Below are 19,629 nucleotides of genomic sequence, written 5' to 3' on the forward strand. Positions count from 1 at the left end.
AAAGCCGCATTCCGGGGGCGCAAATCTGCGCCGGGGCCGGATCAGGCGGCTTTCGTCAGCGTGCCAAACGATTCTATTGAGCTTTTTATTTTCCGGCTAGCGGGAAGATGGCGGGCCCGCAGGATGCGCGGTCAGGCCGTGCGGCGCTTTCGCCAGGCCAGCCGGCGCAGGCGTTCAAGCGCCAGATAGACGATCGGGGTGGTGTACAGCGTCAGGAACTGGCTGATCATCAGTCCGCCGACGATCGCCACGCCGAGCGGGCGGCGCAGTTCCGACCCTTCGCCCATGCCCAGCACCAGGGGCAGGGCGCCCAGCAGGCCCGCCAGATTGGTCATGACGATGGGCCGCAAGCGCAGCATGGCGGCGCGGTGGATGGCCTGTTCGGGCGTCAGGTTTTCGCGCCGCTCCAGGCTGAGGGCAAAGTCGATCATCAGAATGGCGTTCTTCATGACAATACCCACCAGAAGGAACAGCCCCAGCAGCGCAATGAGGGTGAACTCGATGCCCGCCAGCCGCAGCGCCAGCAGGGCGCCGACGCCCGCCGAGGGCAGGGTGGACAGGATCGTCAGCGGATGCAGCGGGCTTTCGTACAGGATGCCCAGCACCAGATAGATGGCGACCAAGACGCCCAGGATCAGCCAGGGCTGGTCCTGCAGGCTCTGCTGGAAGTTGCGCGCATCGCCGCCCAGCCGGGTCTGGATGTGCGAAGGCACCATCAGCTTTGCCGTGGCCGCGTCGATGGCGGCCAGGCCCTGTTCCAGCGATACACCGGGCGCCAGCGAGAACCCGACCCACACGGCGGCGAACAGCCCGTCGTGAAAGACGCGGTCGTTGATCAGGCCATTGTCGTAGGTGGCGAACGCGGTCAGCGGCACGCGGTTGCCGTCAGCGGCCACCACGTGCACCCGTTCCAGGACCTCGGGATCCTCGGTGTAGCGGGGGTCCAGTTCCAGCACGACGCGGTACTGGTTCATGGCGTCGTACAGCGTGGCGACCTGGCGCTGGCTGAACGAATTGCTCAGCACGCTGCTGATGGTCTCCATGTCCACGCCCAGCCGCTGCGCCGCGCTGCGGTCGATGTCGATCACCACCTGCTGCGTGGCGCCGTCGCCCTGGGCGTCGACGTCGCGCAGCTCGGGGATGGCTTGCATGGCCTTGGAAATCTTGCGCGACCATTCGCGCAGCGCGGGCACGTCGCTGGCCATGATGGCCAGCTCGTGGTCGCCGGAATTGCCGAAGCCGCCGGGCATGCGCAGGTCCTGGTCCACGTTCAGAAAGAACATGCCGCCCGGCACCGCCGGCGCATGGGTGCGCATCCAGTTGATGACTTCGGTCGAGGACTCGTTGCGTTCGGCGGCAGGCTTCAGGCGGATGAGGAACAGCGAATTGCTGATGCCCAGGCCGCCGCCGTTGTAGCCGATGACGTCCTCGACGGCGGGGTGCTTCAGGACCAGTTGCCGGTATTGGTCGATCTTGGGTTGCATCACCTGGAACGAAAACCCGTCGTCGCCCCGCACGAAGCCCATGAGCTGGCCCGTGTCCTGCACAGGCAAAAAGCCCTTGGGTGCCTGCACGTACAGGTAGACGTTCAGCCCCACGACGCCGGCCAGCAGCAGCAATGTCAGGCGTGCATGGCCAAGTACGCGCGCCAGCGACACGCCATACCAGTCGTGCAGGCGGGCAAACACGGCCTGCATGCGCGATGGCTTGGCCGCGGCGGAGCTGACGGGCCGCAGCCACCGCGCGCATAGCGCCGGAATGATGGCCACCGAGACAACCAGCGAAATCACCGTTGCGGCCACCAGCGTGATCGAGAACTCGCGGAACAGCCGTTCCACCAGCCCGCCCATGAAGAGGATCGACACGAAGACCACGCTCAGCGCGACCGTCATCGCCACCAAGGTGAATCCCACTTCCCGCACCCCACGCAGGGCGGCCTTGACCGGCGTCAGCCCGCGCTCCAGGTGGCGCGAGATGTTCTCCAGTACGACGATGGCGTCGTCCACGACCAGGCCGGCCGCCACGATCAGCGCCATCAGCGACAGGTTGTTCAGTGAAAAGCCCCACGCGTACATGACGGCAAAGGTGGCGATCAGGCAGACGGGAATGGCCACGCTGGGAATCGCGGCGGCGCGCGCGTTGCCCAGGAACAGCCACACCACCAGGATGACCAGCCCGGCTGCCAGCGCCAGGGTGATGTGGGCTTCGCGCAGCGTCGCCTTGATGCCGGGCGAGCGGTCCAGCGCCACCGTCAGGTCCACGTCGGCGGGCATCAGTTGGCGCAGGCCCGGCAGCGCCTGGTTGATGGCGTCGATGGTTTCGATGATGTTCGAGCCGGGCTGGCGGCTGATGGTCAGCACCACGGCCGGATTGCGATTGTGAAAGCCGCTGCTGTAGCGGTTCTCGACCGAATCGCTGACGCGGGCCACCTGCGACAGCCGGATCACCGCGCCATCCTGGTAGCGCACGATCAGGCTGTCGTAGTCCTGGGCGCGGCGCGGCTGCTCGGGGGCGCCGACCTCCCAGCGCCGCGCGGCTGAATCCAGCTGGCCTTGCGGACCCATCGGCGCCGCGTTGGAGATGGCCTCGCGCACGTCGTCCAGGGCCACGCCGTAGTGCGCCAGCGCGTTGGGGTTCACCTGGACCCGCACGGCGGGTAGCGAGCTGCCGCCCATCGTGACTTCGCCCACGCCGCTGATCTGCGAGAGCTTTTGCGCCAGCACGGTGGAACCCAGGTCGTAGAGCTGGCCCGCGGGACGGGTGGCGGAACTGAGGGCCAGCGCCATGATGGGCGCCTGCGACGGATTGACCTTGCGGTAGCTGGGATTGCCCGGCATGCCCGAGGGCAGTTCGGCCCGCGCGGCGTTGATTGCGGCCTGCACGTCGCGCGCGGCCTCGTCGATGTCGCGGTCCAGGTCGAACTGCAACTGCACGCGCGTTGCGCCCTGATTGCTGGAAGAGCTCATGGAACTGACGCCGGCGATGCTGCCGAGCGCCCGCTCCAGCGGCGCCGCGACCGTGCTGGCCATGCTTTCGGGACTGGCGCCGGGCAGGTCGGCTCGCACTTCGATGGTCGGAAAATCGACCTGCGGCAGCGGTGCCACCGGCAAGAGCCGCCATGCCACGGCGCCCAGCAGGGTCAGCGCCAGCGCCAGGAAAATGCAGGCGACCGGACGGTGCAGCAACGCGCGGATCATTTCACCGGGCCTTCGGCGTTGGGCGCCGGCGCGGCTTGAGCGCGCCGGTGGCCCAGACGGTGAAAGAACAGGTAGACGGCGGGGGTGGTGAACAGCGTCAGCACCTGGCTGACCAGCAGTCCGCCAACCATGACCCAGCCCAGCGGCTGGCGCAATTCAGCGCCCGAACCCGTCGCCAGCATCAGCGGCAGCGCGCCAAACAGCGCGGCCAGCGTCGTCATCAGGATGGGACGCAGTCGCAGCAGCGCGGCCTCGCGGATGGCGGCCTGCGGCGCCAGGCCGCGCGTGCGCTCGGCCTCCAGCGCAAAGTCGACCATCATGATGCCGTTCTTCTTGACCAATCCGATCAAGAGGATGATGCCGATGACGGCAATCAGGTCCAGCGGCCGGCCGGTCAGCAGCAGCGCCAGCAGCGCACCCACCGTGGCCGAGGGCAGGGTGGACAGGATGGTGACGGGATGAATGGCGCTTTCGTACAGCATGCCCAGCACCAGGTACATGGTCACGACCGCGGCCAGCATCAGCCACAACGTATTCGACAGCGACGCCTCAAAGGCGGAAGCCGCGCCCTGCAGCCGCAGCTCGACGCTCTCGGGCATGCCGATCTCCTGGCGCGCCGACTCGATGGCGGCGATGGCCTGGCCCAGGGACCCGCCGGGCGGCAGGTTGAACGACAGGTTCACCGCGGGGAACTGCGACAGGTGATTGACCGCCAGCGGGACGGCGCGCTCGCTGACGGTGGCCAGCGCAGACAACGGGATGGGCTGGCCGGCGTCCGTTTGCAGATGGATGCGTTCCAGCGCTTCGGGGCTGGCCGCCATCTTGCGGTCAACTTCCAGCACGACGCGATATTGGTTCGACTGCGTAAAGAGCGTGGCGACCTGACGCTGGCCGAATGCGTTGTACAAGGCTTGCGCCACGTCATCCATCGTGAGGCCCAGACGCGCGGCGGCGTCGCGCGAGACCTCCAGATAGGCCTGGCGTCCGTCGCCCTGCAGGTCGGACGAGACGTCGGCCAGTTCGGGCGCTTGCGCCAGGCGCTCCATGAGCGCGCGGGTCCAGCGCGACAGCAGCGCGCTATCCGGCGATGTCAGGCTGAACTGATACTGGCCTCGGCTGACGCGATCCTCGATGTTCAGTTCCTGGACGGGCTGCAGGTAGAGCGAGATGCCGTGCACGTCGCGGGCCCGCGCATCCAGCCGCGCCATGATGTCGGCCAGCGGGGCGGTGCGCTCGTTCCAGGGTTTCAGGTTGATCAGAAGCCGCCCCGTGTTCAGCGTGGCGTTCATGCCGTCGATGCCGATGAAGGAGGACAGCGTGGCGACGTCGGGATCCGCGAGCAGGCTTTGCGCCACCGCCTGCTGGCGGCGCGACATGGCGTCGAACGAGGTGCTTTGCGAAGACTGCGTCACCCCTTGCAGCACCCCGCCGTCCTGCGCCGGGAAGAAACCCTTCGGCACCGCGAAATACAAGAGCCCGGTGAGCGCCACGGTCGCCAGCATCGCCAGCAGCGTCAGCCGCTGATGACGCAGCGTCACGTCCAGCCAGCCTGCATAGCGCGCCTGCAGGCGATCCAGCAGTCCGGGCCTGGACGGCGCGTGCGGCGGCAGGAGCCGGGCGCACATCATAGGCGTGAGGGTCAGCGATACGGCCAGGGATATCAGGATGGCAACGGCCAGCGTGATGGCAAATTCGCGGAACAGCCGGCCCACCACGTCTTCCATGAACAGCAGCGGGATCAGCACTGCGATGAGCGATAGCGTCAGCGAAACGAGCGTGAAGCCGATCTGCCCGGCGCCCTTGAGTGCGGCCGCCATCGGGCTGTGCCCCTGTTCCCGGTAGCGTGCGATGTTCTCCAGCATGACGATGGCGTCGTCCACCACGAAGCCCGCGCCTATCGTCAGCGCCATCAGCGTGAGGTTGTTGGTGGAAAAGCCGGCCAGATACATGAAGCCGAAGGTCCCGATCAGCGACAGCGGCACGGCCAGGCTGGGGATCAGCGTGGCGGGCAGGTTGCGCAGAAAGAGGAACGTCACCAGCACCACCAGCCCCACCGCGAACCCCAATTCCCACTGCACGCCGCGGACGGACGCGCGGATGCTTTCGGTGCGGTCGGTCAAGATGCGCACCTCCACGGCGGCGGGCAGGCTGGCGGTCAATTGGGGCAGCAATGCCTTGACCTGGTCGGCCACCGCTATGACGTTGGCGCCGGGCTGGCGCTGGATGTTCACCAGCACGGCGGGCTGCCTGTCGACCCACGCGGCCAGGTAGCGGTCCTCGGCGCCGTCCTCCACCGTCGCGATCTGGCCCAGCCGCACCGGCGCGCCGTTCTTCCAGGCGACGATCAGGTCGCGGTACTCCTGCGCGCTCTGCAATTGGTCATTGGCATCCATGATGACGGACCGCACGGGGCCGTCGAAGCTGCCCTTGGGCTGATTGGAATTGGCCTTGGCGATCGCCTCCTGCACGTCCGACAGCTTCAGGCCGCGCGCGGCAAGCGCCATCGGATTGACCTGTACGCGCACGGCCGGACGCTGTCCGCCGGCCAGGCTGACCATGCCCACGCCCGACAACTGCGACAGCCGTTGCGTCATGCGCGTGTCCACCAGATCGTAGACCTTGGGCAGGGGCAGCGAATTCGACGTGACGGCCAGCGTCAGGATCGGCACGTCGGCGGGGTTGACCTTGCGGTACACGGGCGGAGTGGGCAGATCGCCTGGCAGCAGCGAATCGCTGGCGCTGATCGCGGCCTGCACTTCCTGTTCGGCCACGCCCAGCGGGACGTCCAGGGCGAACTGCAACGTGATGACCGAGATGCCGCTGCCGCTGGTGGACGACATCTGCTTCAGTCCCGGGATCTGTCCAAAGCGCCGCTCCAGCGGCGCGGTGACCGCGCGTGCCGTCACATTGGGGCTGGCGCCCGGATACTGCGTGGTCACCTGGATGATCGGGTAGTCCACCTGCGGCAACGCGGCCACGGGCAGAATGCGCCAGGCCAGGATGCCCGACAGCAGCAGGGCAATCATCAGGAACGACGTCGCGACCGGACGCAGGATGAAGGGGCGTGACAGGCTCATGCGGACTCCTCGTCGTGGCCGGGCGGGTCGACGATCTGCACGTCGCGTCCGTCGTGCAGGCGGTCCACGCCTTCGACGACCACGCGCTCGCTTGCGGCCAGGCCCGTCAGCACCACGATGCGGCCGGCGTTGGCCGGGCCCAGCGTCAGCACGCGGCGGGTGGCGCGGTTGTCGTCGCCGATGACGAACACGAACGCGCCTTGCGAACCGTATTGCACGGCTGCAGCCGGAATGGTCACCACGTCATCTTCCTGCACCACGGCCAGCCGGATGTTCACGAACTGATTGGGAAACAGCGATTCGTCGGCATTGTCGAAACGGGCGCGCAGCCGTACCGTGCCGCTGGCGGCCTGGATTCGGTTGTCCAGCGCCTCGAGCGTGCCTTCGGCAAGCATGTGGCGGTCGTCGGCATCCCAGGCCTGCACGCGCAGCACGGCGGTCTTCGCCTGCGCCTGCCGCAAAAGAGCCAGGCGCGTTTCCGAGATGCTGAAAAGGGCCGAGATGGGGGCCATCTGAACCACGGTGGTCAAGCCCTCCGCGTCCGTCGCGCGTACGTGGTTGCCCGCGTCGACGCGCCGCAATCCCACCCGGCCGGCATGCGGCGCCACGATGCGCGTGTGACCGAGCAGGCGCTGGGCATCCGCGACTTGCGCCTGGTTTCGTTGACGCCGCGCGGCGTAGGCTCGCACCTGGGCCTCGGCGGTATCGAGCTGCTGGCCCGCCACCGCGTCCTGCCGCGCCAGCTTGCGATAGCGCCGCAGGTCGGCTTCGGCGTTGTCCAGCAGTGCCTGTGTCTGCGCCAGTTCGCCCTCGGCCAGCGCCAGCGCGGCCACGAAGGGGCGCGGATCGATCTCGGCCAGCAACTGGCCTTGCGTGACGGCCTGGCCTTCCCGGTAGTGCAGCTTGATCAGTTCGCCATCGACCTGGCTGCGCACGGTCACCTGCGCCAGCGGCGTGATGGTGCCCAGCGCGTGCAGGTCGCGCTGCAGCGGACCGACGCGCGCAGCGGCGACGCTCACCGCGACGGGGAGCTTTCCGTAGTTCGGGGGAGGCGGAGCGGCCGGGCCTTTGTTGCCCGCCAGCCAGAGCGCCACACCAATCAGCAGGGCCAGCGCCAGGGCGGCCGCGATCAGGATCAGGCGTTTGCGTGAGGGGGTGGGGCCCGCAAGGAAGCGCAGGGACATCAGGGCTGCCAGGCAAGGGGATAGCGGACAGCCGAGATTCTATATTAATAATAATGATTAGCGTTATTGACGCCGATATTCAAGAAGGGTTTGCGCGTATCGTTTAGAGTGGCGGCTGTTTTCAATACCCCGGTTTGCAACAGGAGTGGGTCCATGAGCGAAAAATCCCTCGAAAGTCCGCGTGAATTATGCGAACGCCTGCAGGAACGATTGTCGGCCGAACGGGCCCGGCTGGCGCAATGGCAGTCGATCGAGGCCGATTACCACCACAAATACACCGAGACGCTGCGGCCGCTCGAAGATAAGCTCAACCAGCTGCGCTACAAGCTGGTGCTGTGCTTTGACCACGCCTACAAGGAAATGGGTCTGTCCAAGGCCGAACGCGAGTTCGTGTCCGAACTGGTCACGGAGTTCTCGGAAGAACTGCTGGTGCTGTCGGCCAAGTCGGCGCTACCGGCCGGTTGCGACACCGCAAGGCTCAAGACGCTCTACAAGAAGCACCGCGGGGCCGATTACGACGCCAATCTTGCCGAGCTGACCGAAAGCGCGCGGCAAGAGCTGGCCGATGCGCTGGACCTGGATGTTGCCGACCTGGACTCGATGTCGCCCATGCAGTTGCTGCAGGTCATCCAGGATCAGTACGACGACGAAGACGCGGAAGAGCTGCTGGAATACGCTCGCGTGGTCCGCATGCCGACCGTAACGAACGCCGTCGCCTGGGACGCATTGCAAGCGGCCGAGCGGGAGCGGCTGGCCCAGGCCGCCCAGGATCCCAACCTGCGCGCCTCAGTGCAGGCCGCCGCCGACATCCCCGACGATCAGCTGGAAGCGGCCAATGCGGTGCTGGCCGCTCAGCTCGACGAGATCCTTACCCAGGTTCAGTTTGCCGAGGAAAGCTTCACGCTGCGCTATGAGCTGGACCCGTTCGCCACCTTCGATCCGGAAACGGTGATGCAAGAGCTGGATGACGACATCAAGGACATCCAGGAGTACATCCAGGAACTTGAACACGAAGTCATGCAGTTCTCGGACGAATCGCTGCTCAAGGCTTGGCTCAAGGCCATGCGGCGTGAAGTTGCCGCGATGGAGCGGCGCGAAGGCCGGTCCTGAAGCCTCAACCCTTGGGCCGCGACACCGGCATCACCCGCATGACGGGCGCCGCCTGCTTGGCCGCCGCGTCCGCGCGCGGGCGGATCATCATGGGGAAGAACCGCCACAGGTACAGTCCCAGCGCCAGCGCCCACGCGCTGGCCGACGCATGCAGCAGACCCAGCGTTGCAGCGGTCGGTAGCAGGGCCGCCAACCGCAGCAACGCCGCCAGGATCATCAGCGCGTAGCTCAGGACCATGCTGCGGTCCGTGTGCAGAGGACGGCCCAGATGGCCGAGTGCGGTGCGGGTCACCATGCCCAGGATCAATACCGAGAATCCGGCCACGCCGATGACGTGCGCGGGCCAAGCCTGCCGGACCACAATGCCCGCCAGTTGCGCCGCGCCCACCAGCAGGCCGATCCCCAGACCCAGATACCCCGCATAGAGAATCCACAGGAGCGGCACGCGCCGCACGGCCCACGGCTTCCAGGACACCCACTGCACCAGCGCAATCGCGCCGCTTGCCGCAAGCGCCAGCGCGGCAGCCTGCTGCACGTCGGCCAGCAGGCAGGCGATGGCGACGATGCCAAAGCCAAGCTGCCAATGACCGCTCTTGGTATGGGGAGGAATGTCCAGGCCCGCAACTGCGCGCTTGGCGAAGAAGGGCATGACCCGCCGGGCGATCAGCAAGGTCAGCACGGCCATCGACAGCAGCCCGGCATTGAAATAGCGCATCAGCGTCACGTAGTCGCCCTGGACCGTCGCCCACAGGTACAGCCCGTTGGTTGCGCCCAGCGCCAGCAGAAGGAACGGGACGCCATAGTTGCGCTGGTTCCGGGTGACCACGACGGCGCGTCCCAGTGCCCCGGCCGCCCACAGGAAAAACAGCAAGTCCGCCGCCGCCGCGACGGCGAAGGCAGTGCGCCCGGGGACCAGATACCCCACGCGCGCCGCGATCCACAGCCCGCACAGCGCGGCAAGCGGATTGCCTTTCAGGGGATTCTTGCCCGTCCAGTTGGCGCCCGCCGTCAGCAGGAAGCCCACCGCAATCGTGGCTACGAAGCCCCACAGCATTTCATGCGCATGCCAGAACATGCCGTTCAGCACGCCAGTCAGCCGCGCGGGTGCGTGCACCCATAGCAACACCGAAAAAAGCGCCCAGAAGCAGCCCGCCAGATACAGCGGGCGGAAACCCATTTCAGTGAACGCGCCCCACTCGGGCGGGGCGGGGCGTGGCTTCTTTGCGGGTTCGTCGATGGAAAGCAGGGTGGTCATGGTGTGGCCCGTGCGCGCGGGGCGCGCGCCGTTGCGGTTTTGAACGTGTATTTGAAATACATATTACATCTGGCCGCATCGCGACGCGATCCGGGCACTTGATCCAGCGCAAGGCTGTCCGGAACACCCGCATGACTAGGCACTTCGGAAATAGCCCTTTGGTCGGCTGGGGAATGGTTGCAACAGGGAGGGCTGCTTAGGCTACCGACATACGTATTTGTCAGCAAAAAGCGAGACTAACCATGGCAGCACATCAATCCTCGGCCGGTGCGCCGATGCGGGTCCTGATATCCAGCACGTTTGCCTTCACCATCTGTTTTGCGGTGTGGATGATCTTTGCCGTGCTGGGGATTCCAATAAAGGCGCAGCTCGGCCTGTCCGAAACGCAATTCGGCCTGCTGGCCGCCATGCCGGTCCTGACCGGCTCCCTCGTGCGCGTGCCGCTCGGCATCTGGACCGATCGCTACGGCGGCCGTCCCGTGTTCTTCGTGCTGATGCTGCTGGCGGTGGTGCCGATCTGGCTGCTGTCATACGCCACGGAATATTGGCAGTTCCTGGTGCTGGCGCTGTTCGTCGGCCTGACCGGCGGCTCGTTCTCCGTGGGCACGCCCTATGTGGCCCGCTGGTTCCCGCGCAACAAGCAAGGCCTGGCCATGGGCGTCTTCGGCGCCGGCAACTCGGGCTCGGCCATCACCAAGTTCGTGGCCCCCGCGCTCATCGCGGCTGCCGGCGGCGCCTGGGTCATCGTGCCGCAGGTCTACGCCGTGGCGCTGCTGGTCACCGCCATCCTGTTCTGGATGTTCTCGTCGTCCGATCCGTCTCACCGCGTCGCGGGCGGCGCCTCGTTGTCGGCCCAGTTCGCCATGCTGAAGGATCCGCGTGTGTGGCGCTACTGCCAGTATTACTCGGTCGTGTTCGGCGGCTATGTGGCGCTGGCCCTGTGGATGACCAAGTACTACATCGGCGAATACGGCTTCGACATGAAGCTGGCCGCGCTGCTGGCCGCGTGCTTCTCGTTGCCCGGCGGCGTGCTGCGCGCCGTCGGCGGCTGGATCTCCGACCGCTACGGCGCCTACAAGACCACGTGGTGGGTGATGTGGGTGTGCTGGGTTGCGTTCTTCCTCCTGAGCTATCCGCAAACCGAATTCACCGTCATGACCGCCGGCGGCCCGCGTTCCTTCGGCATCGCGCTCGGCCCGGTCACCTTCACCATCCTGCTGTTCGTCGTCGGCATCGCCATGGCGATCGGCAAGGCCTCGGTCTTCAAGTTCATCTCCGATGAATTCAGCGACAACATCGGCGCCGTGTCCGGCATCGTCGGACTGGCTGGCGGCCTGGGCGGCTTCGTGCTTCCCATCATGTTCGGCGTCCTGCTCGACCTGACCGGCATCCGCTCCAGCGCGTTCATGCTGCTGTACGGCACGGTCTGCGTCTCGCTGATCTTCATGCACTTCAGTTTCCGGCCCGAAAGCGCGGCCATCGCCCGGCAGCAAGCCGCCTGACCCACCCACCATCCTGAGAGAACCTCATGTCCACTCAAGTCCTTGCGCGCTGGGAGCCGGATAATCCCGGTTTCTGGAAACAGACGGGCGCGCGCGTCGCCAACCGCAATCTGTGGATCTCGATCCCGGCGCTGATGCTGGCGTTCAGCATCTGGATGCTCTGGAGCGTGGTCGTCGTCAACCTTGACCGCGCCGGCTTCATGCTGTCCAAGAACCAGCTCTTCTGGCTGACGGCGCTGCCCGCGCTGTCGGGCGCGACGCTGCGCATCTTCTACTCGTTCCTAGTGCCCGTGTTCGGCGGGCGCAAATGGACGGCCATCTCCACTGCCTCGCTGCTGATTCCGGCGCTGGGCATGGGTTTCGCGCTGCGCGATCCCACCACCTCGTTTCCGACCCTTCTGGTGCTGGCGCTGCTGTGCGGCCTGGGCGGCGGCAACTTCAGCTCCAGCATGGCCAACATCAGCTTTTTCTTTCCCAAGGAAAAGAAGGGGCTGGCAACGGGCCTGAACGCCGGCATCGGCAACCTGGGCGTGTCGTTGGTGCAGTTCGTCGTGCCCGTCGTCATCACCATGGGCGTCTTCGGCGTTGCCGGCGGCGAGCCGCAGGTCATCAACGCCAATGGCGCGCAGCAAAATCTGTGGCTGCAGAACGCGGGCTTCATCTGGGTGATCCCCATCGCGCTGGCGTCCATCGCCGCGTGGTTCGGCATGAACGACATCGCCGATGCGCGCGCCTCGTTCGCCGACCAGGCCGTCATCTTCAAGCGCAAGCACAACTGGCTGATGTGCTGGCTTTACGTGGGCACGTTCGGGTCGTTCATCGGCTTCTCGGCGGGCTTCGCAATGCTGACCAAGACGCTGTTTCCCACCGTCAACCCCATGGCATACGCCTTTCTGGGACCGCTGGTCGGATCGCTGACGCGTCCCGTGGGCGGCTGGATCTCCGACAAGCTGGGCGGCGCCCGGGTCACGCTCTTCACCTTCGCGGCCATGATCGCCGCGGTGGCCGGCGTCGTGACGTTCCTGCCGGGTGAGGGCCGCCTGGGCGATTTCAACGGCTTTTTGGCCATGTTCATCGTGCTTTTCGCGCTGACCGGCCTGGGCAACGGTTCCACGTTCCGCATGATTCCGGTGATCTTCCTGCGCGAACGCACGCAGGCGGCGCAGGGCAAGGGTCCGGCCGCGCAGAAGCAGGCCATGTCGGAGGCGGCCAAGGAATCGGCCGCGGTGCTGGGCTTTTCCGGCGCCATCGGGGCCTACGGCGGTTTTTTCATCCCGCGCAGCTTCGGCACGTCGCTCGAAATGACGGGCAGCGTCCAGACCGCGCTGTTCTGCTTCATCGCCTTCTATGCCACCTGCATGCTGATCACGTGGTGGTACTACGCACGCCGCAACGCGCCCATTCCCTGCTAAGGAGCGTTCGCCGGGGCCCGGCTGCGCACTCATTGCGTGGCCGGGCCCCGGCGGCCTTGCGCGGCACGACTAGTTCGGCCTACCCGGGTAACTAGTCACTCTGCCGAACCCGGGTTGTGCCACCGGCGAATGGTCGGCCAGACAGCCCAGCCCTAAAGTTGTTTCATCAGCATTGATCGCAGTACGCGCCGGCCAGGCCGGCGTTCTTGGAGAAACACAATGAGTCATTTTCTGGACCGGTTGAAGTTCATGTCGCGGGTGAAGTCCACCTTCGCGAACGGTCACGGCGAAACCGTCAACGAGGACCGCAAGTGGGAGAACGCCTACCGCGCCCGCTGGCAGCACGACAAGGTGGTGCGTTCCACCCACGGCGTGAACTGCACCGGCTCCTGCTCCTGGAAGGTGTATGTCAAGAACGGCCTGATCACCTGGGAAACCCAGCAAACCGACTACCCCCGCACCCGTCCCGACCTGCCCAACCACGAGCCGCGCGGCTGTCCTCGTGGCGCGTCGTACAGCTGGTATGTGTATTCGGCGCAGCGCGTGAAGTACCCCATGATCCGCGGCCGCCTGATCGAAATGTGGCGCGAAGCCCGCAAGACGATGGACCCGATCGCGGCCTGGGAATGGATCAGCCAGGATCCCAAGCGCGCCAAGCGCTACAAGTCGGTGCGCGGCCTGGGCGGCTTCGTCCGCGCCGATTGGGACACCGCCACGGAAATCATTGCTGCGGCCAACGCGCTCACCATCAAGAAGTACGGCCCGGACCGCGTGATCGGGTTCTCGCCGATTCCCGCCATGTCGATGGTCAGCTACGCCGCCGGCGCCCGCTACCTTAGCCTTTTGGGCGGCGCCTGCCTCAGCTTCTACGACTGGTACTGCGATCTTCCCCCCGCCAGCCCCCAGATCTGGGGCGAACAGACCGACGTGCCCGAATCGGCCGACTGGTACAACTCCACCTACCTGATGGTCTGGGGCTCGAACGTCCCGCAGACCCGCACCCCGGACGCGCACTTCTACACCGAAGTCCGCTACAAGGGAACCAAGACCGTGGCCGTGTCCAGCGACTTCGGCGAAATGGTCAAGTTCGGCGACATCTGGCTGGCGCCCAAGCAGGGCACCGACGCCGCGCTCGCCATGGCCATGGGCCACGTCATCCTCAAGGAATTCCACCTGTCGGGCAAGTCGGCCTACTTCACGGACTACGTGCGCCGCTACACCGACATGCCGATGCTGGTGCAGCTCAAGGAACGCGACGGCTTCTACGCCCCTGACCACTTCCTGCGCGCCTCGCAGCTGGACAACGCGCTTGGCGAACAGAACAACCCCGACTGGAAGACGCTGGTGCTGGACGAGTCCACCGGCGATCTGGTGGCGCCCAACGGCAGCATCGGCTTTCGCTGGGGCGAGGGCGCCGTCAACGGCGGCGAAAAGGTCGGCCGCTGGAACCTGGAATCCAAGGATGGCGGCTCGGGCCGCGAAATCCTCCCCACGCTCAGCCTTCTGGACAAGTCCGACGAAGTGGTCGGCGTGGGCTTCCCGTACTTCGGCAGCGAACACGACGAGCTGCTGGTTCGCAACGTGCCCGCCCGCCGCATCCGCCTGGCTGACGGCACCGACGCGCTGGTAGCCACCGTGTACGACCTGCAGATGGCCAACTACGGCCTGGATCGCGGCCTGGGCGGCGGCAACGTCGCGTCCTCGTACGATGACGACGTTCCCTATACGCCCGCCTGGCAGGAAAAGCACACCACCGTGCCGCGCGCGCAGGTCATCCAGGTGGCGCGCGAGTTCGCCCAGAATGCGCACGACACCGAAGGCAAGTCCATGGTCATCGTCGGCGCCGGCCTGAACCACTGGTACCACATGGACATGATCTACCGCGGCATCATCAACATGCTGATGATGTGCGGTTGCGTCGGCAAGAGCGGCGGCGGCTGGGCGCACTACGTGGGCCAGGAAAAGCTGCGCCCGCAGTTCGGCTGGGCCCCGCTGGCGTTTGCCGCCGACTGGGTGCGCCCGCCGCGCCAGATGAACGGCACCTCATTCTTCTACGCGCACACCAGCCAATGGCGCCACGAAAAGCTGAACGTGCAGGAAGTGCTCGGCCCCACCGCCGACCGCGCCAAGTACAGCGAACTCAGCATGATCGACCTGAACGCCCGCGCCGAGCGCATGGGCTGGCTGCCGTCGGCGCCGCAGCTGCGCACCAATCCACTGGACGTCGTGGCGCAGGCCGACAGCCTGGGCAAGGATCCCGTCGCGCACGCCGTCGAACAGATGAAGTCGGGCGAGCTGCGCATGTCCTGCGAAAACCCGGACGATCCCGCCAACTTCCCGCGCAACATGTTCGTGTGGCGCTCCAACATTCTGGGCTCCAGCGGCAAGGGTCACGAGTACTTCCTGAAGTACCTGTTGGGCACCCAGAACGCCGTGTTCGGCGATGAGGCCGACGCCATCAAGCCGTCCGAAGTCACCTTTGAGGACGACGCGGCCGAAGGCAAGCTGGACCTCCTGACCGTGCTGGACTTCCGCATGAGCACCACGTGCCTTTACGGCGACATCGTGCTGCCGACGGCCACCTGGTACGAAAAGGACGACCTCAACACGTCCGACATGCACCCCTTCATCCATCCGCTCAGCGAAGCCGTGCAGCCGCTCTGGGAAAGCAAGACTGACTGGGAAATCTACAAGCTGCTGGCCAAGAAATTCAGCGAAATCGGTGGTCCCTACTTGGGCAAGCGCCGCGACCTGGTGCTGACCCCGCTGATGCACGACACCCCGGGAGAACTGGGCCAGGCCTTCGAACCCAAGGACTGGAAGCTCGGCGAATGCGACCTGATTCCGGGCAAGACGGCCCCGTCCATGACGGTGGTCGAACGTGACTACAACGACATCTACCGCAAGTTCACGTCGGTGGGTCCGTTGCTGGACAAGCTGGGCAACGGCGGCAAGGGCATCAACTGGAACACCCAGCACGAGGTCCACGAGCTGGCCGGCATCAACGAGAGCGTCACGGAATCCGGCGTCAGCCAGGGCCGTCCGCGCCTGGATACGGCGATCGACGCGGCCGAGATGATCCTGACCTTCGCACCTGAGACCAACGGCCATGTGTCGGTCAAGGCTTGGGAAGCGCTGGGCAAGATCACCGGACGCGACCACACGCACCTGGCGGTCGGACGCGAGCACGACAAGATCCGCTTCCGCGACATCCAGGCGCAGCCGCGCAAGATCATTTCGGCGCCCACCTGGTCCGGTCTGGAAAGCGAAGAGGTCAGCTACAACGCCGGCTACACCAACGTCCATGAACTGATCCCATGGCGCACCCTGACCGGCCGCCAGCAGTTCTACCAGGATCACCGCTGGATGCTGGACTTTGGCGAGGGCTCGTGCGTGTACAAGCCCGCCATCGACACCAAGACGGTTGCGCCCATGCTGGGCAAATACCCGAACGGCGAAAAGGAGCTGGTCCTGAACTGGATCACGCCGCACCAGAAGTGGGGCATCCACAGCACGTACTCGGACAACCTGCGCATGCTGACCTTGAGCCGCGGCGGCCCCCACGTGTGGGTGTCCGAAGCCGAGGCCAAGCAGGCCGGACTGGTCGACAACGACTGGGTGGAAGTGTTCAACGTGAACGGCACGCTGACCGCCCGGGTGGTCGTGAGCCAGCGCGTTCCGGTCGGCATGTGCCTGATGTACCACGCACAGGAAAAGATCGTGAACGTGCCGGGCGCTGAAACCAGCGGCAAGCGCGGCGGCATCCATAACTCGGTCACGCGCACGGTGCTCAAGCCCACGCACATGATCGGCGGATACGCGCAGCAGGCCTACGGTTTCAACTACTACGGCACCGTGGGCGCCAACCGCGACGAGTTCGTGGTCGTGCGCAAGATGAAGAAGGTGGACTGGCTGGAAGGCCCGCTCGTCGAAGAACTGCAACAAGAAGAGAAGCAATCATGAGGATACGCGCCCAAATCGGCATGGTGCTGAACCTGGACAAGTGCATTGGCTGCCACACTTGCTCGGTCACCTGCAAGAACGTCTGGACCAGCCGCGACGGTGTCGAGTACGCGTGGTTCAACAACGTCGAAACCAAGCCCGGCATCGGCTATCCGAAGGAATGGGAAAACCAGGAAAAGTGGAAGGGCGGCTGGAGCCGCACGGCCGCCGGCAAGCTGGAGCCGCGCCAAGGCGGCAAGCTGCGCATCCTGGCCAACCTGTTCGCCAACCCGAACCTGCCCGCCATCGACGACTACTACGAGCCGTTCACTTACGACTACGAGCACCTGAAGAACGCGCCGCTGTCGCAGACGCCGCCCACCGCGCGTCCGGTGTCGGTGCTGACGGGCAAGAAGATGGACAAGATCCATTGGGGCCCGAACTGGGAAGACGACCTGGGCGGCGAGTTCAGCTCGCGCAGCCGCGATGCACTCTTCGAAGGCGTGCAGAAAGAGATGTACTCGACGTTCGAGAACACCTTCATGATGTACCTGCCGCGCCTGTGCGAACACTGCCTGAACCCGGCCTGTGTCGCCAGCTGCCCGTCCGGTTCCATCTACAAGCGCGAAGACGACGGCATCGTCCTGGTCGATCAGGACAAGTGCCGCGGATGGCGCATGTGCATCTCGGGTTGCCCGTACAAGAAGATCTACTACAACTGGAACAGCGGCAAGGCCGAGAAGTGCACGTTCTGCTATCCGCGCATCGAGGCCGGCCAGCCGACCGTGTGCTCGGAAACCTGCGTGGGCCGCATCCGCTACCTGGGCGTGCTGCTGTATGACGCCGACCAGATCGAAACTGCCGCCGCCACCGCTAACGAGCAGGATCTGTATCAGTCGCAGCTCGACCTGTTCCTGGACCCGCATTCGCCCGAGGTAATCGCCGCGGCGCGCGAGCAGGGCATCCCGGAATCTTGGCTGGAAGCCGCGCGCAATTCGCCCGTCTACAAGATGGCCGTCGAATGGAAGGTGGCCTTCCCGCTGCACCCGGAATACCGCACGCTGCCCATGGTCTGGTACATCCCGCCGCTGTCGCCCATCCAGACGGCCGCCGAGTCCGGCAAGATGCCCCAGCGCACCGTGGGCAAGAGCGGCATGATTCCCGACGTGTCGACGCTGCGCATCCCCGTGCGCTACCTGGCCAACCTGCTGACCGCCGGCAAGGAAGCGCCGGTGCTGCAAGCTCTGGAACGCATGCTGGCCATGCGCGCGTTCAAGCGGTCCGAGACCGTCCACGGCGAACGCGACACGGCCCTGCTGGATCAGGTGGGCCTGTCCGAGGAAACGGTGCAGGACATGTACCGCATCATGGCCATCGCCAACTACGAAGACCGCTTCGTCGTGCCCAGCAGCCACAAGGAAGTGGTCGAGGACAGCTTCAACGAGAAGGGCAGCTGCGGCTTCACCTTTGGCAACGGCTGCTCGGGCGGCGTGTCGGAAGGCACCTTGTTCGGCCGCAAGCCGCAGGGCAGCGAGATCTTCATTGAAATGCCCAAGTCGCGCAAGAAGGCCGTTTCGGCCTGAGGAAAGGAGAACACCATGAGCCTGTACCGACTGCTTTCCGCCATGCTGTGCTACCCCGAGCCGGAGCTGCTGGACTACCTGGGCGAACTGGAAGAGGCCCTGGCGGCCTATCCGGACGCCGAGGAAACCCTGCAGCCCCTGGTCAGCTACCTGGCCTCGAACGACCTGATTCCCCTGCAAGAGAACTACGTCGCCACCTTTGACCGCAACCGCTCGCATTCGCTGCACCTGTTCGAACACGTCCACGGCGAAAGCCGCGACCGCGGCCAGGCGATGGTGGACCTGCTGGAAACCTACCGCGCGCACGGCTTCGAGCCGATGGTGTCGGAACTGCCGGACCACGTGCCGCTGTTCCTGGAATTCCTGGGGGTCATCGATCCCGACACGGCCCAGGAGCTGCTGGACGAAGCCATCCACGTGCTGGCGGCCATCGGCGCGCGCCTGGCCAAAAGCGAAAGCTCCTACGCCTGCGTCTTTGCTGTGCTGCGCGCCCAGTCCCGCGTGATTCCGCGCGTGCAGACCGAGGCGCCGGTGCGCGACATGGACGAGGCGATGGAGGCCTTCGGCGCCGGGCCCGACGGCGTGGAACCGCTGCTGCGGCCGTTTGCGGGAGGCGGGGTGCAGACCGTGCACTTCCATCCCCGTTCCGCCGCGACTCATTAATGCCCAGGACGACGCATCATGAACTCCCTGAACCAGTTTCTTTTCGGCATCTATCCGTACATCGCACTGACGATCTTTCTGCTCGGCAGCCTGGCGCGTTTTGAGCGCGAGCAGTACACCTGGAAATCCGACAGCTCGCAACTGCTGCATCGCGGCCAGTTGCGGCTGGGGAACATCCTGTTCCACATCGGCATCCTGGGCCTGTTCTTCGGGCATCTGGTCGGCCTGCTCACCCCCGTCATCGTGTGGGACACGCTGGGCGTTTCGCACTCGCTCAAGCAGATGGTTGCGATGGTGGCGGGCGGCGTGATGGGCGGGCTGTGCCTGATCGGCCTCTTGATCCTGATCCACCGCCGCCTGACCGACCCCCGCATCGCCCACGCCACGCGGCCTGGCGACAAGATCCTGTTGCTGTGGATTCTGGTGACGCTGCTGCTGGGGCTGTCCACGATCGTGCTGTCGGCTGGCCACATGGACGGCGAAATGATGGTGCACCTGATGACCTGGGCGCAGCACATCGTCACGTTCCAGGGCGACGCTGCCAGCTACATCGCCGGCGTGCCGCTGCTGTTCAAGGCGCACCTCTTCATGGGCCTCACGCTTTTCGTGATCTTCCCGTTCACCCGTCTGGTGCACGTCTGGAGCGGTTTCGCGTCGGTGGGCTACCTGGGCCGCGCCTGGCAACTGGTCCGTCCGCGCTGATT

11 protein-coding genes are annotated in these 19,629 nt (G+C 65.7%); 7 read left to right on the forward strand and 4 right to left on the reverse strand.

Features of this window, described 5'->3' with window-relative positions:
• Window positions 1–131 precede the first annotated feature (131 nt).
• Genes HV786_RS15850 through HV786_RS15860 form a run of 3 tightly spaced genes read right to left on the reverse strand, consistent with a single transcriptional unit; the run spans window position 132 to window position 7,458 of the window.
• A complete protein-coding gene (locus HV786_RS15850) occupies window positions 132–3,197 on the reverse strand; it encodes an efflux RND transporter permease subunit (protein WP_128828236.1) in 3,066 nt (1,021 codons plus the stop codon).
• Window positions 3,194–6,274: a multidrug efflux RND transporter permease subunit gene (locus tag HV786_RS15855; protein ID WP_175211249.1), complete on the reverse strand. Its 3,081-nt coding sequence runs from the start codon at window positions 6,272–6,274 to the stop codon at window positions 3,194–3,196. Before HV786_RS15855 ends, HV786_RS15850 begins: the two co-directional genes overlap by 4 nt.
• Window positions 6,271–7,458, reverse strand: coding sequence for an efflux RND transporter periplasmic adaptor subunit (locus HV786_RS15860; protein ID WP_175211251.1), 1,188 nt, complete (start codon window positions 7,456–7,458; stop codon window positions 6,271–6,273). Before HV786_RS15860 ends, HV786_RS15855 begins: the two co-directional genes overlap by 4 nt.
• Window positions 7,459–7,611: 153 nt before the next feature.
• Between HV786_RS15860 and HV786_RS15865 the strand changes: the two genes are divergently transcribed.
• Window positions 7,612–8,568 (forward strand): molecular chaperone DnaJ, encoded by a 957-nt coding sequence (locus HV786_RS15865; RefSeq protein ID WP_128828237.1) that lies wholly within the window; start codon window positions 7,612–7,614, stop codon window positions 8,566–8,568.
• 4 nt (window positions 8,569–8,572) lie between these two features.
• Here the strand turns inward: HV786_RS15865 and HV786_RS15870 are convergent, their stop codons facing one another.
• Complete coding sequence (locus HV786_RS15870) at window positions 8,573–9,823, reverse strand: NnrS family protein (RefSeq protein ID WP_128828238.1); 1,251 nt, start codon at window positions 9,821–9,823, stop codon at window positions 8,573–8,575.
• Window positions 9,824–10,065: 242 nt separating this feature from the next.
• On the opposite strand from HV786_RS15870, the gene HV786_RS15875 reads away from it, so the two are divergent.
• The 6 genes from HV786_RS15875 (at window position 10,066) to narI (ending at window position 19,627) form a co-directional block, all read left to right on the forward strand.
• On the forward strand, window positions 10,066–11,325 hold the full coding sequence (locus tag HV786_RS15875) for an MFS transporter (protein ID WP_056318336.1): 1,260 nt from the start codon (window positions 10,066–10,068) through the stop codon (window positions 11,323–11,325).
• Between the two features lie 26 nt (window positions 11,326–11,351).
• Window positions 11,352–12,737: a NarK family nitrate/nitrite MFS transporter gene (locus HV786_RS15880; protein ID WP_128828239.1), complete on the forward strand. Its 1,386-nt coding sequence runs from the start codon at window positions 11,352–11,354 to the stop codon at window positions 12,735–12,737.
• A 219-nt stretch (window positions 12,738–12,956) separates the two neighbouring features.
• A complete protein-coding gene (locus tag HV786_RS15885; protein ID WP_128828240.1) occupies window positions 12,957–16,700 on the forward strand; it encodes a nitrate reductase subunit alpha in 3,744 nt (1,247 codons plus the stop codon).
• Window positions 16,697–18,262 (forward strand): nitrate reductase subunit beta, encoded by a 1,566-nt coding sequence (narH, locus tag HV786_RS15890; RefSeq protein ID WP_128828241.1) that lies wholly within the window; start codon window positions 16,697–16,699, stop codon window positions 18,260–18,262. Before HV786_RS15885 ends, narH begins: the two co-directional genes overlap by 4 nt.
• Before the next feature lie 15 nt (window positions 18,263–18,277).
• Complete coding sequence (gene narJ, locus HV786_RS15895) at window positions 18,278–18,925, forward strand: nitrate reductase molybdenum cofactor assembly chaperone (protein ID WP_056318347.1); 648 nt, start codon at window positions 18,278–18,280, stop codon at window positions 18,923–18,925.
• 18 nt (window positions 18,926–18,943) lie between these two features.
• Complete coding sequence (gene narI / locus HV786_RS15900) at window positions 18,944–19,627, forward strand: respiratory nitrate reductase subunit gamma (RefSeq protein WP_063951844.1); 684 nt, start codon at window positions 18,944–18,946, stop codon at window positions 19,625–19,627.
• Window positions 19,628–19,629 lie beyond the last annotated feature (2 nt).

Source organism: Achromobacter mucicolens (assembly GCF_902859725.1).
In the GTDB taxonomy this organism is placed as follows: Bacteria; Pseudomonadota; Gammaproteobacteria; order Burkholderiales; family Burkholderiaceae_B; genus Achromobacter; species Achromobacter mucicolens.

Bases quoted from the DNA above. Each gene is read 5' to 3' on its own strand.
- HV786_RS15875 (WP_056318336.1), top strand. From the start codon at position 10,066: ATGGCAGCACATCAATCCTCGGCCGGTGCGCCGATGCGGGTCCTGATA.
- HV786_RS15870 (WP_128828238.1), bottom strand. From the start codon at position 9,823: ATGACCACCCTGCTTTCCATCGACGAACCCGCAAAGAAGCCACGCCCC.
- HV786_RS15860 (WP_175211251.1), bottom strand. From the start codon at position 7,458: ATGTCCCTGCGCTTCCTTGCGGGCCCCACCCCCTCACGCAAACGCCTG.
- narJ (WP_056318347.1), top strand. From the start codon at position 18,278: ATGAGCCTGTACCGACTGCTTTCCGCCATGCTGTGCTACCCCGAGCCG.
- narI (WP_063951844.1), top strand. From the start codon at position 18,944: ATGAACTCCCTGAACCAGTTTCTTTTCGGCATCTATCCGTACATCGCA.
- HV786_RS15855 (WP_175211249.1), bottom strand. From the start codon at position 6,274: ATGAGCCTGTCACGCCCCTTCATCCTGCGTCCGGTCGCGACGTCGTTC.
- HV786_RS15880 (WP_128828239.1), top strand. From the start codon at position 11,352: ATGTCCACTCAAGTCCTTGCGCGCTGGGAGCCGGATAATCCCGGTTTC.
- HV786_RS15865 (WP_128828237.1), top strand. From the start codon at position 7,612: ATGAGCGAAAAATCCCTCGAAAGTCCGCGTGAATTATGCGAACGCCTG.
- narH (WP_128828241.1), top strand. From the start codon at position 16,697: ATGAGGATACGCGCCCAAATCGGCATGGTGCTGAACCTGGACAAGTGC.
- HV786_RS15850 (WP_128828236.1), bottom strand. From the start codon at position 3,197: ATGATCCGCGCGTTGCTGCACCGTCCGGTCGCCTGCATTTTCCTGGCG.
- HV786_RS15885 (WP_128828240.1), top strand. From the start codon at position 12,957: ATGAGTCATTTTCTGGACCGGTTGAAGTTCATGTCGCGGGTGAAGTCC.